The sequence below is a fragment of the Streptomyces sp. NPDC051243 genome, assembly GCF_044455405.1.
In the GTDB taxonomy this organism is placed as follows: domain Bacteria; phylum Actinomycetota; class Actinomycetes; order Streptomycetales; family Streptomycetaceae; genus Streptomyces.
Genome location: NZ_JBITES010000015.1, coordinates 141,160 through 156,714 on the forward strand (window position 1 = coordinate 141,160; position 15,555 = coordinate 156,714).

The 15,555-nt window shown below is 70.9% G+C and carries 12 protein-coding genes; 8 read left to right on the forward strand and 4 right to left on the reverse strand.

The features are described 5' to 3' along the window. Positions 1-802 precede the first annotated feature (802 nt). On the forward strand, positions 803-3,259 hold the full coding sequence (locus tag ACIBAG_RS33775; RefSeq protein ID WP_399110427.1) for a DNA topoisomerase (ATP-hydrolyzing) subunit A: 2,457 nt from the start codon (positions 803-805) through the stop codon (positions 3,257-3,259). Here the strand turns inward: ACIBAG_RS33775 and ACIBAG_RS33780 are convergent. Next, entirely contained in the window at positions 3,256-4,368 is a 1,113-nt protein-coding gene (locus ACIBAG_RS33780; protein ID WP_399110429.1) for a CobW family GTP-binding protein, read from the reverse strand. The two genes, ACIBAG_RS33775 and ACIBAG_RS33780, sit on opposite strands and share 4 nt — an antisense overlap. 320 nt (positions 4,369-4,688) lie before the next feature. Here ACIBAG_RS33780 and ACIBAG_RS33785 point away from each other — a divergent pair, with 320 nt between their 5' ends. The 3 genes from ACIBAG_RS33785 (at position 4,689) to ACIBAG_RS33795 (ending at position 6,953) form a co-directional block, all read left to right on the forward strand. Then, positions 4,689-5,240, forward strand: coding sequence for a DUF6082 family protein (locus tag ACIBAG_RS33785; RefSeq protein WP_399110431.1), 552 nt, complete (start codon positions 4,689-4,691; stop codon positions 5,238-5,240). Between the two features lie 126 nt (positions 5,241-5,366). Continuing rightward, a complete protein-coding gene (locus ACIBAG_RS33790; protein WP_399110433.1) occupies positions 5,367-5,603 on the forward strand; it encodes a hypothetical protein in 237 nt (78 codons plus the stop codon). Positions 5,604-6,317: 714 nt separating this feature from the next. Further along, positions 6,318-6,953 (forward strand): hypothetical protein, encoded by a 636-nt coding sequence (locus ACIBAG_RS33795; protein ID WP_399110435.1) that lies wholly within the window; start codon positions 6,318-6,320, stop codon positions 6,951-6,953. A 93-nt stretch (positions 6,954-7,046) separates the two neighbouring features. Here ACIBAG_RS33795 and ACIBAG_RS33800 read toward each other — a convergent pair whose 3' ends face one another. Then, entirely contained in the window at positions 7,047-8,213 is a 1,167-nt protein-coding gene (locus ACIBAG_RS33800) for a citrate synthase/methylcitrate synthase (protein WP_399110437.1), read from the reverse strand. 108 nt (positions 8,214-8,321) lie between these two features. Here ACIBAG_RS33800 and ACIBAG_RS33805 point away from each other — a divergent pair, with 108 nt between their 5' ends. The 4 genes from ACIBAG_RS33805 to ACIBAG_RS33820 all read left to right on the forward strand — a co-directional run bounded on the left by ACIBAG_RS33805 (position 8,322) and on the right by ACIBAG_RS33820 (position 13,138). After that, the gene (locus ACIBAG_RS33805) at positions 8,322-9,572 is read left to right on the forward strand and encodes a citrate synthase family protein (RefSeq protein WP_399110439.1); all 1,251 of its coding nucleotides are present in this window, start codon (positions 8,322-8,324) and stop codon (positions 9,570-9,572) included. A 114-nt stretch (positions 9,573-9,686) separates the two neighbouring features. Then, on the forward strand, positions 9,687-10,628 hold the full coding sequence (locus ACIBAG_RS33810) for a sucrase ferredoxin (protein WP_399110440.1): 942 nt from the start codon (positions 9,687-9,689) through the stop codon (positions 10,626-10,628). 156 nt (positions 10,629-10,784) lie between these two features. Then, positions 10,785-12,461: an ATP-binding protein gene (locus ACIBAG_RS33815; protein WP_399110442.1), complete on the forward strand. Its 1,677-nt coding sequence runs from the start codon at positions 10,785-10,787 to the stop codon at positions 12,459-12,461. Then, entirely contained in the window at positions 12,458-13,138 is a 681-nt protein-coding gene (locus ACIBAG_RS33820; RefSeq protein ID WP_399110444.1) for a response regulator, read from the forward strand. The genes ACIBAG_RS33815 and ACIBAG_RS33820 overlap by 4 nt, the downstream gene beginning before the upstream one ends. A gap of 255 nt (positions 13,139-13,393) precedes the next feature. Here ACIBAG_RS33820 and ACIBAG_RS33825 read toward each other — a convergent pair whose 3' ends face one another. Beyond that, a complete protein-coding gene (locus ACIBAG_RS33825) occupies positions 13,394-14,986 on the reverse strand; it encodes a cation acetate symporter (protein WP_399110446.1) in 1,593 nt (530 codons plus the stop codon). Continuing rightward, on the reverse strand, positions 14,983-15,444 hold the full coding sequence (locus ACIBAG_RS33830) for a DUF485 domain-containing protein (protein WP_399110448.1): 462 nt from the start codon (positions 15,442-15,444) through the stop codon (positions 14,983-14,985). Before ACIBAG_RS33830 ends, ACIBAG_RS33825 begins: the two co-directional genes overlap by 4 nt. Between the last annotated feature and the right edge of the window lie 111 nt (positions 15,445-15,555).

The following is a 15,555-nucleotide window of genomic DNA, read 5'->3' on the forward strand; positions in this document are numbered from 1 at the left end:
GTGCCCGTACCGGGGTGAACGCGGGCGGGGGCCGCCGCGGAGAACGGGCATCGGGCAGGGCTCGGCGCCCCGTACCGGGGGACCGCCGAAGAGGACGGGGAAGGCGGGGACCGGCCGTTCCCTCGCCCCGGCGGAATCCGCGCGACGGTCGGCGGCAGGCCGGCGCATCGCACGCGCGCGTGCCGTCGGTACGGCAGTGGGCGCGCAGTCGTCCGCGCCGGTGAGAGCCCGGCCCGGCACGGTGCCCGCGATCACTCCGGCGAGTGAACGGTTGCGCGGCGCGAGCTTGCCTTCGTTGAACGGCCGCCGATCGCGACGGTCCGTACCGATCCTTTCCTGCCCGGGCCGCTGTCCGGCGTCGCACGCGACAGGCACCAGGCTGTCCCAGGGCGCACGCGGCAGGCGGAGGCTCTTCCGCGTCGCCGCACGCGGCAGGCGGAGGCAACCCCGCGTCGCCGCACGACATGCGCATGACGCCACCGCGTCCCAGGATCTGCGCAGGACGCTGTCCGTTATCGCGAAACATGGCCAGGCAGCCACCAGGCACCGCGGCGGACACCTCGCGGCGGACACGGACCGCGGCCACCACGAATCGGGCGGTCCACAGCGAGAAGGGCGGGCTCGGCCAGGGCGGTTGGTGCCCGGTACCACCCGCCGGTCGCAGGCGGGGCCGTGCGTCGGCGACACTTCTCGGACGCCGGGCGGGAGCCCAACATCGGGTCCTGGTCGATGCTTGTCAGTGCCGCGGTCCACAATGGTCCGCGTCAGATCCCGTCAACGCTTCAGCAAGGAGCCGGCAGCGATGGCCCGCCGCAGCACGAAGACCCCGCCGCCCGACGACTCGTACGAGGAGAGGATCCTCGACATCGACGTCGTCGACGAGATGCAGGGCTCCTTCCTCGAGTACGCGTACTCGGTCATCTACTCCCGCGCCCTGCCGGACGCCCGCGACGGCCTCAAGCCGGTGCACCGCCGCATCGTCTACCAGATGAACGAGATGGGCCTGCGTCCCGACCGCGGCTATGTGAAGTGCGCCCGCGTCGTCGGCGAGGTCATGGGTAAGTTGCACCCGCACGGCGACGCGTCGATCTACGACGCCCTGGTGCGCATGGCCCAGCCCTTCTCGATGCGCGTCCCGCTGGTCGACGGCCACGGCAACTTCGGCTCCCTCGGCAACGACGACCCGCCGGCCGCCATGCGGTACACCGAGTGCCGGCAGGCCCAGGCGACGAGCCTGATGACCGAGTCGATCGACGAGGACACTGTCGACTTCACCCCCAACTACGACGGCCAGGAGCAGGAGCCGGTGGCGCTGCCCGCCGCCTTCCCGAACCTCCTGGTCAACGGCGCGTCGGGGATCGCCGTCGGCATGGCCACGAACATGCCGCCGCACAACCTCGGCGAGGTCATCGCGGCCGCCCGCCATCTGATCCGCCACCCGAACGCGGATCTGGACACCCTGATGAAGCACGTCCCGGGCCCCGACCTGCCCACGGGCGGCCGGATCGTCGGCCTCTCCGGAATCCGGGACGCGTACGAGACGGGCCGCGGCACCTTCAAGATCCGCGCCACGGTGGAGATCGAGACCGTGACCGCCCGCCGCAAGGGTCTGGTCGTCACCGAGCTGCCCTTCACGGTCGGCCCGGAGAAGGTGATCGCCAAGATCAAGGACCTGGTCGGTTCGAAGAAGATCCAGGGCATCGCCGACGTCAAGGACCTCACCGACCGCGAGCACGGCCTGCGCCTGGTCATCGAGATCAAGAACGGCTTCGTGCCGGAGGCGGTCCTGGAGCAGCTGTACAAGCTGACGCCGATGGAGGAGTCCTTCGGCATCAACAACGTCGCGCTGGTCGACGGCCAGCCCCTCACCCTGGGCCTCAAGGAGCTCCTCGAGGTCTACCTCGACCACCGCTTCGAGGTCGTACGGCGCCGCAGCGAGTTCCGCCGCGGCAAGCGCCGCGACCGTCTCCACCTGGTCGAGGGCCTGCTGACGGCGCTGCTGGACATCGACGAGGTCATCCGCCTGATCCGGTCCAGCGAGAACTCCGCGCAGGCCAAGGAGCGCCTGATGGAGCGCTTCTCGCTGAGCGAGGTCCAGACCCAATACATCCTCGACACTCCGCTGCGCCGCCTGACCAAGTACGACCGCATCGAGCTGGAGGCCGAGAAGGACCGGCTCAACCAGGAGATCGCCGAGCTGACCCGGATCCTGGAATCGGACGCGGAGCTGCGCAAGCTGGTCTCCTCCGAACTGGCCGCGGTGGCCAAGAAGTTCGGCACCGAGCGGCGTACGGTCCTGCTGGAGTCGGCGGGCGCCCCGGCCGCCGCCGTACCGCTGCAGGTGGCGGACGACCCGTGCCGTGTCCTGCTGTCCTCGACGGGTCTGCTGGCCCGTACGGCGAACGGCGACCCCTTCGCGGACGCCGAGGACGCCAAGCGCACCAAGCACGACGTGATCGTCTCGGCCGTGCCGGCCACGGCTCGCGGCGAGGTGGGCGCGGTGACATCCGCGGGCCGCCTGCTGCGCATCAACGTCATCGATCTGCCGCAGCTGCCGGAGACGGCGTCGAGACCGAACCTGTCGGGCGGCGCACCGCTGTCGGAGTTCGTCTCGCTGCGGGACGGCGAGACGCTGGTCTGCCTGACCACACTCGACGAGTCCTCGCCCGGCCTGGCGCTCGGCACGGAACAGGGCGTCGTCAAGCGTGTGGTGCCGGACTACCCGTCCAACAAGGAGGAGCTGGAGGTCATCACCCTCAAGGAGGGCGACCGGATCGTGGGTGCGGTGGAGCTGCGCACCGGTGAGGAGGACCTGGTCTTCATCACGGACGACGCCCAGCTGCTGCGCTACCAGGCCTCGCAGGTCCGCCCGCAGGGCCGTCCCGCGGGCGGCGTGGCGGGCATCAAGCTCGCGGAGGGCGCGAAGGTCATCTCCTTCACGGCGGTGGACCCGGCGGTCGACGCGGTCGTCTTCACGGTCGCGGGCTCACGCGGCACGCTGGACGACTCGGTCCAGACGACCGCCAAGCTGACCCCGTTCGACCAGTACCCCCGCAAGGGCCGCGCCACCGGAGGCGTGCGCTGCCAGCGGTTCCTGAAGGGCGAGGACTGCCTGTCCGTGGCCTGGGCGGGCGCCACCCCGGCACGGGCCGCACAGAAGAACGGCTCCCCGGCCGACCTCCCGGACATCGACCCGCGCCGCGACGGCTCGGGTGTGTCGCTGCCGAAGACGGTGGCGGTGGTGGCCGGGCCGGTCTAGATCTCCTCGAGGGCCGCTTCCTCCGGCTCTCCCAAGGATTCCTCCGGTCCCCGCACATAGCGCAGAACGCCCCACATGCCGTGCTCGTCGGCGTGTGGGGCGTCGCTCTTGCACGCCTCGAGCTCCTTGGCCAGGCCCGCGGCATCGATGCCGGAACCGATGAGGACGAGCTGGGTCAGGCGCGCGTCGGCGCCGGCCCAGGGCTCCGGGTAGAAGCGCAGGAAACGCCCGACCGCGTGCACGGCGTAACGGTTCGTGGCGTCGTGCGGGCCGAAGTCGACGTATCCCTTGATTCGGTACAGCCCCTCGGGCCTGCTGTCGAGGAACCCCATCAACCGGCGCGGGTCGAGGGGCACTTCGGACGTGAAGGACAGACTGTCGTAGCCGGTGTGCAGATGGCCGGTGTGGTGCTCGCCGTGCCCGTGCGGATCGTCGTGCTCGTGCAGGTCGTCGTGCTCGTGCAGGTCGTCGAAGGACAGCTGCCCGATGCGCTCCTCGCTGGGCCTGCACTCGAAGAGGAACTCGGGGTCGATCCGGCCGTAGGTGGCGGGGACGACCGCGGCACGGCCGGCGAGCTCGCGCACCAGCCCGAGGACACGCTCGCCGTCGCCGGCCCGGTCGATCTTGTTGACGACGACGAGGTCGGCGAGGGCGAGGTGCCGGTCGATCTCGGGATGCCTGGCGCGCGTGTCGTCGAACTCGGCGGCGTCCACCACCTCGACGAGCCCCCCGTACACGATGCGCGGCTGCTCACTGGCGAGCACCATGCGCACGAGTTCCTGGGGCTCGGCGAGTCCACTGGCCTCGATGACGATGACGTCGATGCCGGTGGAGGGGCGGGCGAGCCGCTCGAGATAGACGTCCAGCTCACTGGCGTCGACCGCACAGCACAGACAGCCGTTCCCCAGGGAGACGGTGGAGTCACCGAGCGCGCCGGCGACGGCCATGGCGTCGATCTCGATGGCGCCGAAGTCGTTGACGACGGCCCCGATGCGGGTGCCCCCGCTGCGGTGGAGGAGATGGTTGAGCAGAGTCGTCTTGCCGGAACCGAGGAATCCGGCGAGGACGACGACCGGAATCTGCTGCGGACCGGGGTTCGGCTGGCTCAACGTGCGACCTTTCTCACGCCGACGGGTGCACCGGCTCACAGCTCGGCGCACGTACGAGGATTGAATGCCGACCCAGGATACGAGCCGGAAGAATCACCGCGAAGTGAACGATTGTTAGCAGCACTTGCCGGGCAGACGTTGGGCAAGGCGCCGGAGCGTGCGACCCTCGCTTCCCTCCGTGCGCCTCCTCTCCGCCTCCCCGCCGATCAGAGCCGCTCGGCACTCTGGGAGACGGCAAGCGCCGCCCACCGCTCGCCGGTCCCCTCCAGTCGACCCGCACCCCGACGACCGGCGGACGGCCGCCTGATTCGGGGGTTGACATGGCCACAAAGAAGAACGCCGCGAGGAGGCTGGGCTCCGCCGCGGCCAGTCTGCTGCTCGCCACCGCCGGGATGACGCTGGCCTCGCACCGACGGCGCCTCGAAGCGGAGCGGCTGCAACTCAGGCGCCTGGAGCTGGAAGAGCTCGACTCCCGGCGAAAAGCGCTGGCTCACCAGCAACGCATGCACTGGGAGTTGCTGTCCCGGGCGATCGACAACCCCTCCCTGGCCGCCGTGATCGACACGTACGACCCGAACATTCCGGCGGAGAGGCGGCGGCAGTACTTCTATGCCAATGCCTGGTACATCAACCTCTACCACCTCCATCGAGCGGGGATCCTCGACCAGGAGGAGTTCCACGGACACGCGCGCGAGCTGTTCCAGAACCCCCTGATGCGTGAGTACTGGGAGGCCTCGAAGGGGCAGCGCGCAACTCTGAAGCACTCGTCCGACGAGGCCCGGGTCGGGCGCATCGTCGACCGTCTCATCAAGGACCTCAACGAGGCGGACACGGACGAGTGGTGGGTGGTCGGCGACCCGCCGACTGCTTGATCGACTACGCCAGGGGGTGGCACCGGTCAACGCACCGACACGAGTCGCGCCACTTTACCGACACACCTCGGGAATCCCAGTAACGTGCTTCCGTCCACGAAACCCTTCATAAGGATCGGAAGCACCTTGAAGATCGTGCGCCGCATTGGTGTGCCTCCCAGCGCCCGGGGCAGTGCCTCGGGAGCCAACTGCCCAGACGTGTTCGAGCTGAGTGACGGCAACTTCGCCGTGATCGGCACCGAGGCCACCGAGGCGCTCGAGCGTGAACTCCCCGCCGACGCCTCCCGCGCCGACTACGAGCGCATCGTCATCGTCAGCCGCGAGACTCTCATCCGCGCCAAGCAGGACATCCCCGACGCTTAGGTCCACCGCACGGGCACGCGTCCACCCCAGACCGTACCGTCACACTCCCCGGCCGCGCGCCACCGTTGAGCGAGCCGGGCCACCCGGCGAGCAGCCGGCACCCCGTCACTGCTCGATCCCCACCGATGAGGCCTGGCGCCGGAACGGCACCAGGCCGCACGCGTTCTCAGGCTGCCCGCGGCACCTTCACCGGCGCCTCGGACCCGCTACCGTGCCACCCGCCGGCGACGGCAGGGCAGTGATGGTCGTCGGTGAATCGCCGCTCGAGAACCATGCCTGATCCACCAACTCCTCACCAGTGGCCCCAGGCGGGCTCCACTGAGGTGATCACGTGCGCCCGTTTGTCCTCGCCGCTCACCGAAGCGACCGAGCGAACCCGCGCACCTCGCTTCGGACTCCGCAAGCCGTAGCCTCACGACGGCGCCGGGACCAAGAACCACAGCAGGCTCGGTCGCGAACTTCTCCCGCTGCCTTGCCGCGCCGAACGGCAGCCGCCGCTCCCCAGGTTTCCTACGCCTGACGGGGAGCGGCGGGAGTACACCGGCATCTCCCGTACCAGGAGCCAGTCCAGTGCAGATCAAGGATCCCACTTCCCGGATGGCCAGTTGCGCACCGACGCCCCATCCATCACCCCCCAGCACCGCCCCCAGCTGCACCGACACCTTCCCCCGCAGCACGACTCCGAGGCGTTCTCTGCCCGTATGGGTGAGCCGGTTGGCCGGATCGCTCGCGCTCGGGGCGGCCCTGCTGCTGTCGCACGCGCCCAGTGCCGCCGCCATGTCGACTCACAGCGCCGCCGTGACCGGTACGCGCGCTGCGGCGTCGACGACGGCGCCTTCCCCGAGGGAGCACATCCCGGACGCTCACCCGGCCTACACGCTGCTGAACGCCGCGGGCACCGCCGAGGGCGGCTTGAACAGCTCGTGGACGTGGGCCGCGGTCTTCGCCGGCATCAGCCTGGTCGTGGCTCTGCTCGGTGTGATCGTCACGATCCTCCACCACCGACGCGACAAGCAGGCCCAACGTCACGCGCCCATCGACATCCTGCTCGACGAGGCGGCCGTCGAGATCGACAGACTGGCGACCCTGTCCGCCACCAAGACCGACATGGACGACCTCGCCGAACTGCGCAGGCGGATCAAGCAAGCCGCCAAAGCGTCGTCCATTCCGATGGACACCGTTGTTGCGGCGATCGAGGCGTACGAGAGGACCGCGCTGCCCGACGACTTCGCGACGAGGCTGGCCGAGGGCACCTCTGGTGAGATTCTCCGGCTCAGCCGCCGGCAGGGCGCCGGAATCGAAGCGGTACGTGCCGCGATCGACGCGGTCCAAGGACTCCTCAGGAGGTGACGCCACCCCCAGCGCCGTACATCACGCGACGACCGGTTACCGGCTAATCGGGGGGGGACCGGTGACCAAGGAGTGCTGGGGGCCGGACCTGCCTCAGGCCATCGGCGGCACGCCCACCGGCGCCCCCGGCCCCACATACCGCGCCACCGGCCTGATGATCTTCGAGTCCTGTGCCTGCTCCAGGATGTTGGCACTCCAGCCCACGACCCGCGCCGCGGCGAACGTAGGTGTGAACATCTCGCGCGGCAGACCGCAGAGTTCCATGACCACGCCGGCGTAGAACTCGACGTTGGTGTGGAGCTCGCGGCCGGGCTTCAGTTCGGCGAGGATCGCCTCCACGCGGCGTTCGACCTCCACCGCGAACTCGACGCGTGGGCCGCCGAAGGTCCGAGCGATCTCCCGGAGCATCCGGGAGCGGGGATCCTCGGTGCGGTAGACCGGGTGGCCGAAGCCCATGATGCGGTCGCCGGCGAGGACGCGTTCACGGATCCAGGCATCGATGCTGTCGGGAGCGCCTATCGCGTCCAGCGTGTCCAGCGCACGACTGGGCGCACCACCGTGCAGCGGCCCCGACAGCGCACCCACGGCACCGACAAGGCAGGCCGCCACGTCCGCGCCCGTGGATGCGATGACGCGCCCCGTGAAGGTTGACGCATTGAAGCCATGGTCGATGGTCGAGATCAAGTATTGCTCGATCGCCCGCGCACGCTCCGGGTCGGGTTCTGAACCCGTCAACATGTACAGGTAGTTCGCCGCGTACGGCAGATCCTCACGCGGCTCGACAGGATCAAGTCCGCTGCCCAGCCGGTGCAACGCGGTGAGCAGAACGGGTACGGCCGCGGCCGCGACGAGGGTGTCCCGGCGGCGCTCGTCGGCGTCGATGTCGTACACCGGCCGAAAGCCGTTCGCCGCGCCGAGCAGGGACAGCGCGGTACGCAGGCCGGCCAGCGGGCCGGACCGACCGCTCGCCGCCGCGATGGCGGGCAGGGCCGCCCACACCTCGTCGGGCAGCCGCCTGAGCGCGGCAGTCTCGGCCGCGAAGGCCGCTGCGCGTGAGGGGTCCGGCAAATCACCCTGGACAAGGAGATGCCAGACATCCTCGAACGGGCGGGTCTGCGCGAGCTCGACAGCCGAGTACTGGCGGTAGTGGTAGAAGCCCTCAAGCCCCCGGACGTCGCCGACCTCGGTGTCGGTGACGACGACACCCGCGAGTCCACGCGGCACGTCGACGAGCGTGGCTGCTGACCTGTTGACGGACATGATTCCTCCCTGAACTTGATTAGACTGTCTATGCTTGACTATTCCTCTGTCAATATTGATTGAATCAATACAGGGATCAATGTCCCCTCTCCTGGATACGGTGACCCCATGCGCGATCAAGAATCCGGCCCCGGGGGACGACGGCTGACCACTCAGGAGGCCGCCGAGCTGCTCGGCGTGAAGCCCGAGACCGTGTACGCATACGTGAGCCGCGGTCACCTCAGCAGCCGCCGCGCGCCCGCCGGCCGGGGCAGCACCTTCGACGCACAGGAGGTCGAGGCGCTCGCCCGGCGCAACAGGCGGGAGAGCACGGGCGGTTCGGGATCCGGCGGCGAGCTGTCCGTGCGGACCCGCCTCACATTCATCGACACCGACCGCTACTACTTCCGAGGTGTCGACGCGACCGAACTGGCCACCCGGCACTCCTACGAAGAGGTCGCCGAGTGGCTGTGGACCGGCCGGTTGCGCCGCGGCGTCACCTTCGCCGCCCCCGACGGCTCCGTCGCCGCTGCCCGCCGCGCCGTCGACGCCCTGCCCGAACACAGCGGCCCCACCGACCGGTTGCGAGTCGCGGCGGTCGCCGCCGCGGCGGCGGACCCGCTGCGCTTCGACCTCTCCGAGGAAGCCGTCGTCGGCACCGCCCGCACTCTCATCCCGACCCTCGTCGCCGCCCTGACGCCCGCGGGGTTCACCTATCGCGACCAGGGTTCAGTCGCGCAACGTCTGTGGCGAGGGCTGAGTGGGCGGCCCGCCGACGAGGCGGCACTGCGGGTGCTGGACACAGCACTCGGGCTACTCGTCGATCACGACCTGGCCGCATCGACGCTCGCCGTACGTATCGCCGCGTCGGCCCGCGCACATGCCTACGCGGCCGTCTCCGCCGGGCTCGGAGTGATCGAGGGCCCCCTGCACGGCGCGGCCAGCGGCCTCGCCCACAAGCTCATCATGGAGGTGCTCGACCGGGGCGACGCGGGTCCCGTGATCGCGGAGGAGCTGCGAGCAGGCCGGCGCATCCCGGGGCTCGGGCACCGGCTCTACCCCGGCGAGGATCCACGCGCGCGTGTCCTGTTCGAACTCCTGGAGGAGATCCCCCACTGCGCGCCCGCCCTCGCCGCGGCCCGCGACATGGTCGCCACGGCCGCCCGCCACACCCCGCTGCACGCCAATGTCGACTTGGCCCTGGCCGTGTTCACGACCTCCTCCTCCATGCCCTCCACGGCAGGCGAGACGATCTTCGCCGTTGCCCGCACGGCGGGCTGGATCGCCCACGCCCTGGAGGAGTACGGCGAGCGCCCGCTGCGCATACGGCCGAGCGGGCACTACACGGGCCCGAAGCCGCCTCGGCCCCTCCCGGAGTAGGACACACCGGGCGCTGCCGCGACAGGACGGCCGAACGCTGCCGCAGCGGGACAGAAGCCTCCCGCAGCCCCCTCGGCAAGCCGGCCCTACCCAAGTCAGGTTAGGCTCACCTTTGTGAGTACGTGCTCAACTGTCTCGCAGGACCTCGACGAGCCCATCGCGGGAACCGCGGCGACCGCAACGACCTGGCTGCTGCTGGAGCAGGCCGGTCCGTGGGGTGCCCAGGCGCTCACCCAGAGCCACCTGGATCCCGAGCTGGGCCGCGCCCTGGAGGCCGCGGCGAAGGGCACGGGCGTGCGCGTCGCCCTGATCCGCCGTCCCGGCCGGCACGCCGACTGCGGAGTCCCCGCCGAGCGCAGGGTCTACGTGGCTCACACCGTCCCCGGCAACGTCTGGCTGCACGCCGCCACGACGCGCGACCCGCGGCGGTTGCTCGACCTGGACTTCGCCGCGCTGGGCATGGGCGACCCCCACACCTTCGGCTCGGTCCTCCAGGGGCGGCCGCACACAGGCGATCCGCTCGCCCTCGTCTGCACCAACGGCAAGCGGGACCGCTGCTGCGCGCTCCTCGGCCGCCCTCTCGCGGCCGAGCTCGCCGCTTCCGGCGTCGAAGGCGTCTGGGAGGTCACCCATCTGGGTGGACACCGGTTCTCACCGACGCTGCTCGTGCTGCCGTACGGCTACGCCTACGGCAGGGCTGAGGCCCACGCCGTCAAGGAGGTCCTGCACAGCGTCCGGGACGGCCGGATCGTCGTCGACGGCTGCCGCGGGAACTCGGCGTGGGAGCGGCCGGGACAGGCCGCCGAGCTGGCCGTGCGCCGAGCCACCGGCGAGGACGCCGCCCAGGCGCTGAGCGTCGTACGGACGGACGGCGCGGCCCCCCGGTGGGAGGTGACCGTCGCCCACAGGGACGGGCGCCACTGGCGGGTCGGCGTGGCGCAGAGCACCTCGCTGCCGCCCCGACCCGAGAGCTGCGGGTCGGCGCTCGGCTCGCCCGCGCGGATGGACGTCGTAGCGGTGCGCGAGCTGACGATGGCCACGGCGCTCGCGAGCTGACCCCGCCCGCGCACGCCGGTGGCGCTGGATACAGGGCCCCGCTGAATACGGCTCCTGGATGTACAGACGGCCGGACAACCCGTCCGCGCCGTCGATCAGGAGATCCACACCACACCCCTCTACGGGGCTACCGCGCACCCACGTACCGTCATGGGTATGAGCCCCTCTCCCCCCGCCCGCCGCCTGCGCCTCGGTCTGCCCCGGCAGATGTTCGCGCAGGTGTTGCTGATGCAGGTGGCGATCGCCGCGGGAGTCGCGGTGCTCGCGACCGGACTGTTCCTCGCTCCGCTGAGCGACCAGCTGGACGACCAGGCGATGCGCCGCGCGCTGTCGATCGCCCAGACCACGGCGGCCCAGCCGCAGATCGCCGAGGATCTGGTGAACACGCCCGCGACGGCCGGCGGCCCGGTTCAGCGGGAGGCGGAGCGGATCCGAGAGGCGACCAAGGCCGAGTACATCGTCGTGATGGACCGGCGTGGGGTGCGCTGGTCCCACCCCACGGCGAGCGAGATCGGCAGGCGCGTCTCGACCGACCCGGGCCAGGCCCTCGCCGGCCACGAGGTCATGCAGATCGACAGCGGCACCCTGGGCCGGACCGCACGCGGGAAGGTGCCGTTGCGCGACGGGGAGGGGAAGATCATCGGGGCGGTGTCGGTCGGGATCGCGTACGACAGCGTGCGGGCCCGGCTGCTGCACGCCATCCCGGGGCTGTTCGCGTACGCGGGCGGCGCCCTGGCCGTCGGCGCGCTGGCCGCCTGGCTCATCTCCCGCCGGGTCCAGCGGCAGACCCGTGACCTGGCCTTCTCCGACATCTCGGCGCTGCTCTCGGAGCGCGAGGCGATGCTGCACGGCATCCGGGAGGGTGTGGTCGCCCTGGACCGTGGCGGCCGTATCCGTCTCCTCAACGACGAGGCGCGGCGCCTGCTCGGCATCGGTGACGAGGCCGTCGGCCGCTCCCTCGACGAGGCGCTCGGCGAGGGCCGTACGACCGACGTGCTGGCGGGCCGGGTGACCGGCACCGATCTGCTCACGGTCCGTGGCCAGCGCGTCCTGGTCGCCAACCGCATGCCCACCGACGACGGCGGCGCCGTCGCCACCCTGCGCGACCGCACCGAGCTGGAGCAGCTCGGCCGGGAGCTCGACTCGACGCGCGGCCTGATCGACGCCCTGCGCGCCCAGGACCATGAGCACGCCAACCGCATGCACACGCTCCTCGGGCTGCTCGAGCTGGAGATGTACGACGACGCCGTGGAGTTCGTCGGCGAGGTGGTCGGCGATCACCGGGCCACCGCCGAGCAGGTCGCCGAGAAGATCCAGGACCCGCTGCTGGCGGCCCTGCTGGTCGGCAAGGCGACCGTGGCGGCCGAGCGCGGCGTCGCACTGCGCCTGGCGGACCGGACCGGGCTTCCGGACCGGCTGATCGACCCGAGGGGGCTCGTCACCGTCGTCGGCAACCTCGTGGACAACGCGCTGGACGCCGTCGCGGGCACGCCGCACGCGCGCGTGGAGGTCGAACTGCGCGCCGAGGGGCGCACCGCGATCCTCAGGGTGCGCGACACAGGGCCGGGAATCCCCGAGGAGCAGCGCGAGTTGATCTTCACCGAGGGGTGGTCCACCAAGCAGCGCCCGGCCCACCGCGAGCGCGGCATCGGGCTCTCCCTGGTGCGCAGGCTGGCGGAACGGCAGGGCGGCACCGCGACGGTGGGCGATGCGGCCGGCGGGGGCGCGGAGTTCGCCGTCGTCCTGCCCGAGGCGCTGGCCGAACCGGACCTGCAGCCCGCCCTCACCGTGCCGTCAGCTGCGCAGTCCGTCGCCGAGGAGGAGTCGCGATGATCGAGGTCCTGGTCGTGGACGACGACACGCGCGTCGCGCGGGTCAACGCCGCCTACGTCGAGAAGGTGCCGGGCTTCCACGTCGCCGGTGAGGCGCACAACGCGGCCGAGGCGCTGCGCCATGTGGAGGAGCTGCCCCAGTTGGACCTGGTCCTCATGGACCACTATCTGCCCGACGAGACGGGACTGTCGGTCGTCCAGGAGATGCGGCGACGCGGCCACCAGACCGACGTGATCATGGTGACGGCGGCGCGGGACGTGTCGACGGTGCAGGCGGCGATGCGGTACGGCGCGCTGCAGTACCTGGTCAAGCCGTTCGCCTTCGCCGGACTGCGCGCCAAGCTTGAGGCGTACGCGGAGCTGCGCCGCACCCTCGACGGCGGCGGCGAGGCGGAACAGGCCGAGGTGGACCGCATCTTCGGCGCCCTGTCGGCCCCCTCGGAGCCCGACCTGCCCAAGGGCCACTCCCCCACCACCGCGGAACTCGTACGCCGCTCCCTGATGAACGCCGAAGGCCCCCTGTCGGCCCAGGAGATCGCCGAGCGGACCGGGGTGAGCCGCCAGACCGCCCAGCGCTATCTCAAGCTCCTGGAGCGCACGGGGCGGGCCCGCCTCACCCTGAAGTACGGTGACGCGGGTCGCCCGGAACACCGTTACGTGTGGGCGACCCGCGCCTGAGGCACGGCCCGTGGGGGCGGGGGAAGGAACCGTGCCTGCCCCTTCATACGGATGCGGACCGCCCAAACGTCAGCCGACGGCTCGACGGTCTCGCGAGTCGCCTCAACCAGGCAGTGACGCGGGCCGCTTCAGCCAAGCCGTGGCGCGGTTCGCTTCAATCAGACCGTGACGCGGACCGCTTCAGCCAGGCCGTGGCACGGGCCGCCTCAACCACCGCCGGCAGGGAAGTCGTACGACGGTGAAGGCGCCGCTGCCCTAGACCGCCCCCGCCCCCGTCAGCGCCCGCACCTCGGTCTCCGCGTGCTTGGCCTCGTCGGGGACCTCGGCCGAGGTGAGAGTGCCGAGCCAGCCGGCGACGAAGCCCAGGGGGATCGAGACGAGGCCGGGGTTCTGCAGGGGGAAGTACTGGAAGTCGACTCCGGGGAACAGTGAGTCGGGGCTGCCCGACACCACTGGCGACAGCAGCACGAGCAGCACGGCCGGGACCAGGCCGCCGTACACGGCCCATACGGCGCCGCGCGTGGTGAAGTCCCGCCAGAACAGCGAGTAGAGCAGCACCGGAAGGTTGGCGGACGCGGCGACGGCGAAGGCGAGGCCCACCAGGAAAGCGACGTTGAGGTCGCGGGCCAGCAGTCCGAGGGCGATCGCCACCACGCCGATGCCGACCGCCGCGACACGTGCCACGGCCACCTCGCTGCGGGGCTGGGCGCGCCGGCGCCGTAGGGAGGCGTACAGGTCGTGGGCGACGGAGGCCGAGGAGGAGAGGGTGATTCCGGCGACCACCGCGAGGATCGTGGCGAAGGCGATGGCCCCGACGAGGGCGAAGAGAACCGTTCCTCCCGTGGAAGCCGCGCCGCCGCCGAGATCGAGGGCGAGCAGCGGCACCGCCGTGTTCCCGGCCGCGTTCGACGCGCGCAGCGCCTCGGGCCCGATGATCGCGGCCGCGCCGAAGCCCAGCACGATGGTCATGAGGTAGAAGCCGCCGATGAGCCCGATCGCCCAGACCACGGAACGCCGTGCCGCGCGGGCGGTCGGCACGGTGAAGAAGCGGGACAGGATGTGCGGCAGCCCGGCGGTGCCCAGCACCAGCGCCAGGCCGAGGCTGATGAAGTCGAAGCGGGCCGTCCAGTCACCGCCGTACTTCAGCCCGGGCGCCAGGAACGCGTCACCGTGACCGCTGCGCTCGGCCGCCGTGAGCAGCAGCCGGTCGAAGTCGCCGTGGAAGCGCACCAGGACGAGCGCGGTCAACGCGACGGTACCGCCGAGCAGCAGGACCGACTTGACGATCTGGATCCAGGTGGTGGCCCGCATCTTTCCCAACGACACATAGATCACCATGAGCGCGCCGACGCCGATGACGGTCCAGGCCCGCGCCGCCTCGCTCGTGCCCCCGAGCAGGAGTGCGACCAGGGTGCCCGCACCCACCATCTGCGCCACCAGATACAGAACGGACACGGTGACCGAGGAAGTTCCCGTGGCGATCCGCACCGGGCGCTCCCGCATCCGCGCGGCGACGACATCGGCGAGTGTGAACCGCCCGCAGTTGCGGACCAGTTCGGCGACGAGGAACAGCACCACCAGCCAGGCCACGAGGAAGCCCACCGAGTACAGCATCCCGTCGTAGCCGAACAGCGCGATGAGCCCGGAGATGCCGAGGAAGGAGGCTGCCGACATGTAGTCACCGGCGATGGCAAAACCATTCTCCATGGGCGTGAAGAGGCGCCCGCCCGCGTAGAACTCCTCCGCCGAACCACGCCGTTTGCGGCTCACCCACGTCGTGATGGCCAGCGTGATCGCCACGAAAACACCGAACAGCAGCAGGGCCAGGGCCTGGTGGTCGTCCGTCACGAGGCACCGCCCTGTGTGACGCGCGTCAACTCCTGGGTGTCCCAGCGCAGTTCGAGCGCGGCTTGGTCCCGGCGCAGCCGTGCGTGGCGGGCGTAGGCCCAGGTGAACAGGAAGGTGGTGAGGAACTGCCCGAACCCCGCGACCATCGCGACGTTCACGGCACCCACGACGGGACGGGCCATCAACCCCGGTGCGGTCGTGGCGGCCACGACGTACGCCACGTACCAGGACAGGAACCCGGCGACCGCCGGAACGACGAACCTCCGATACCGGCTCCGCACTTCCCGGAAGGCCGCGCTGCGCTGCACCTCGAGGTACACGTCACCCGCGACCGGAGGATCGGCCTCTGTGGCGTCCGTACCGCCCGACTCCCCCCACCCGGAGGCGAGGGCGTCGTACCAGGGATCGTCGTACCGCGCGCCGCTGGCTTCGCCCGGACGACCGTCGCTTGAGCACATGCCCAAGCATGGACAGAACGGAAAGATCGCCGACTTGGCTTCTCAACGCGCTTCACCCCATCAGGTGATTCACTCGCCGAAGGCGCATAGCGCGTACCACCGCAAGCCGCC

Bases quoted from the DNA above. Each gene is read 5' to 3' on its own strand.
- ACIBAG_RS33775 (WP_399110427.1), top strand. From the start codon at position 803: ATGGCCCGCCGCAGCACGAAGACCCCGCCGCCCGACGACTCGTACGAG.
- ACIBAG_RS33785 (WP_399110431.1), top strand. From the start codon at position 4,689: ATGGCCACAAAGAAGAACGCCGCGAGGAGGCTGGGCTCCGCCGCGGCC.
- ACIBAG_RS33800 (WP_399110437.1), bottom strand. From the start codon at position 8,213: ATGTCCGTCAACAGGTCAGCAGCCACGCTCGTCGACGTGCCGCGTGGA.
- ACIBAG_RS33805 (WP_399110439.1), top strand. From the start codon at position 8,322: ATGCGCGATCAAGAATCCGGCCCCGGGGGACGACGGCTGACCACTCAG.
- ACIBAG_RS33815 (WP_399110442.1), top strand. From the start codon at position 10,785: ATGAGCCCCTCTCCCCCCGCCCGCCGCCTGCGCCTCGGTCTGCCCCGG.
- ACIBAG_RS33820 (WP_399110444.1), top strand. From the start codon at position 12,458: ATGATCGAGGTCCTGGTCGTGGACGACGACACGCGCGTCGCGCGGGTC.
- ACIBAG_RS33830 (WP_399110448.1), bottom strand. From the start codon at position 15,444: ATGTGCTCAAGCGACGGTCGTCCGGGCGAAGCCAGCGGCGCGCGGTAC.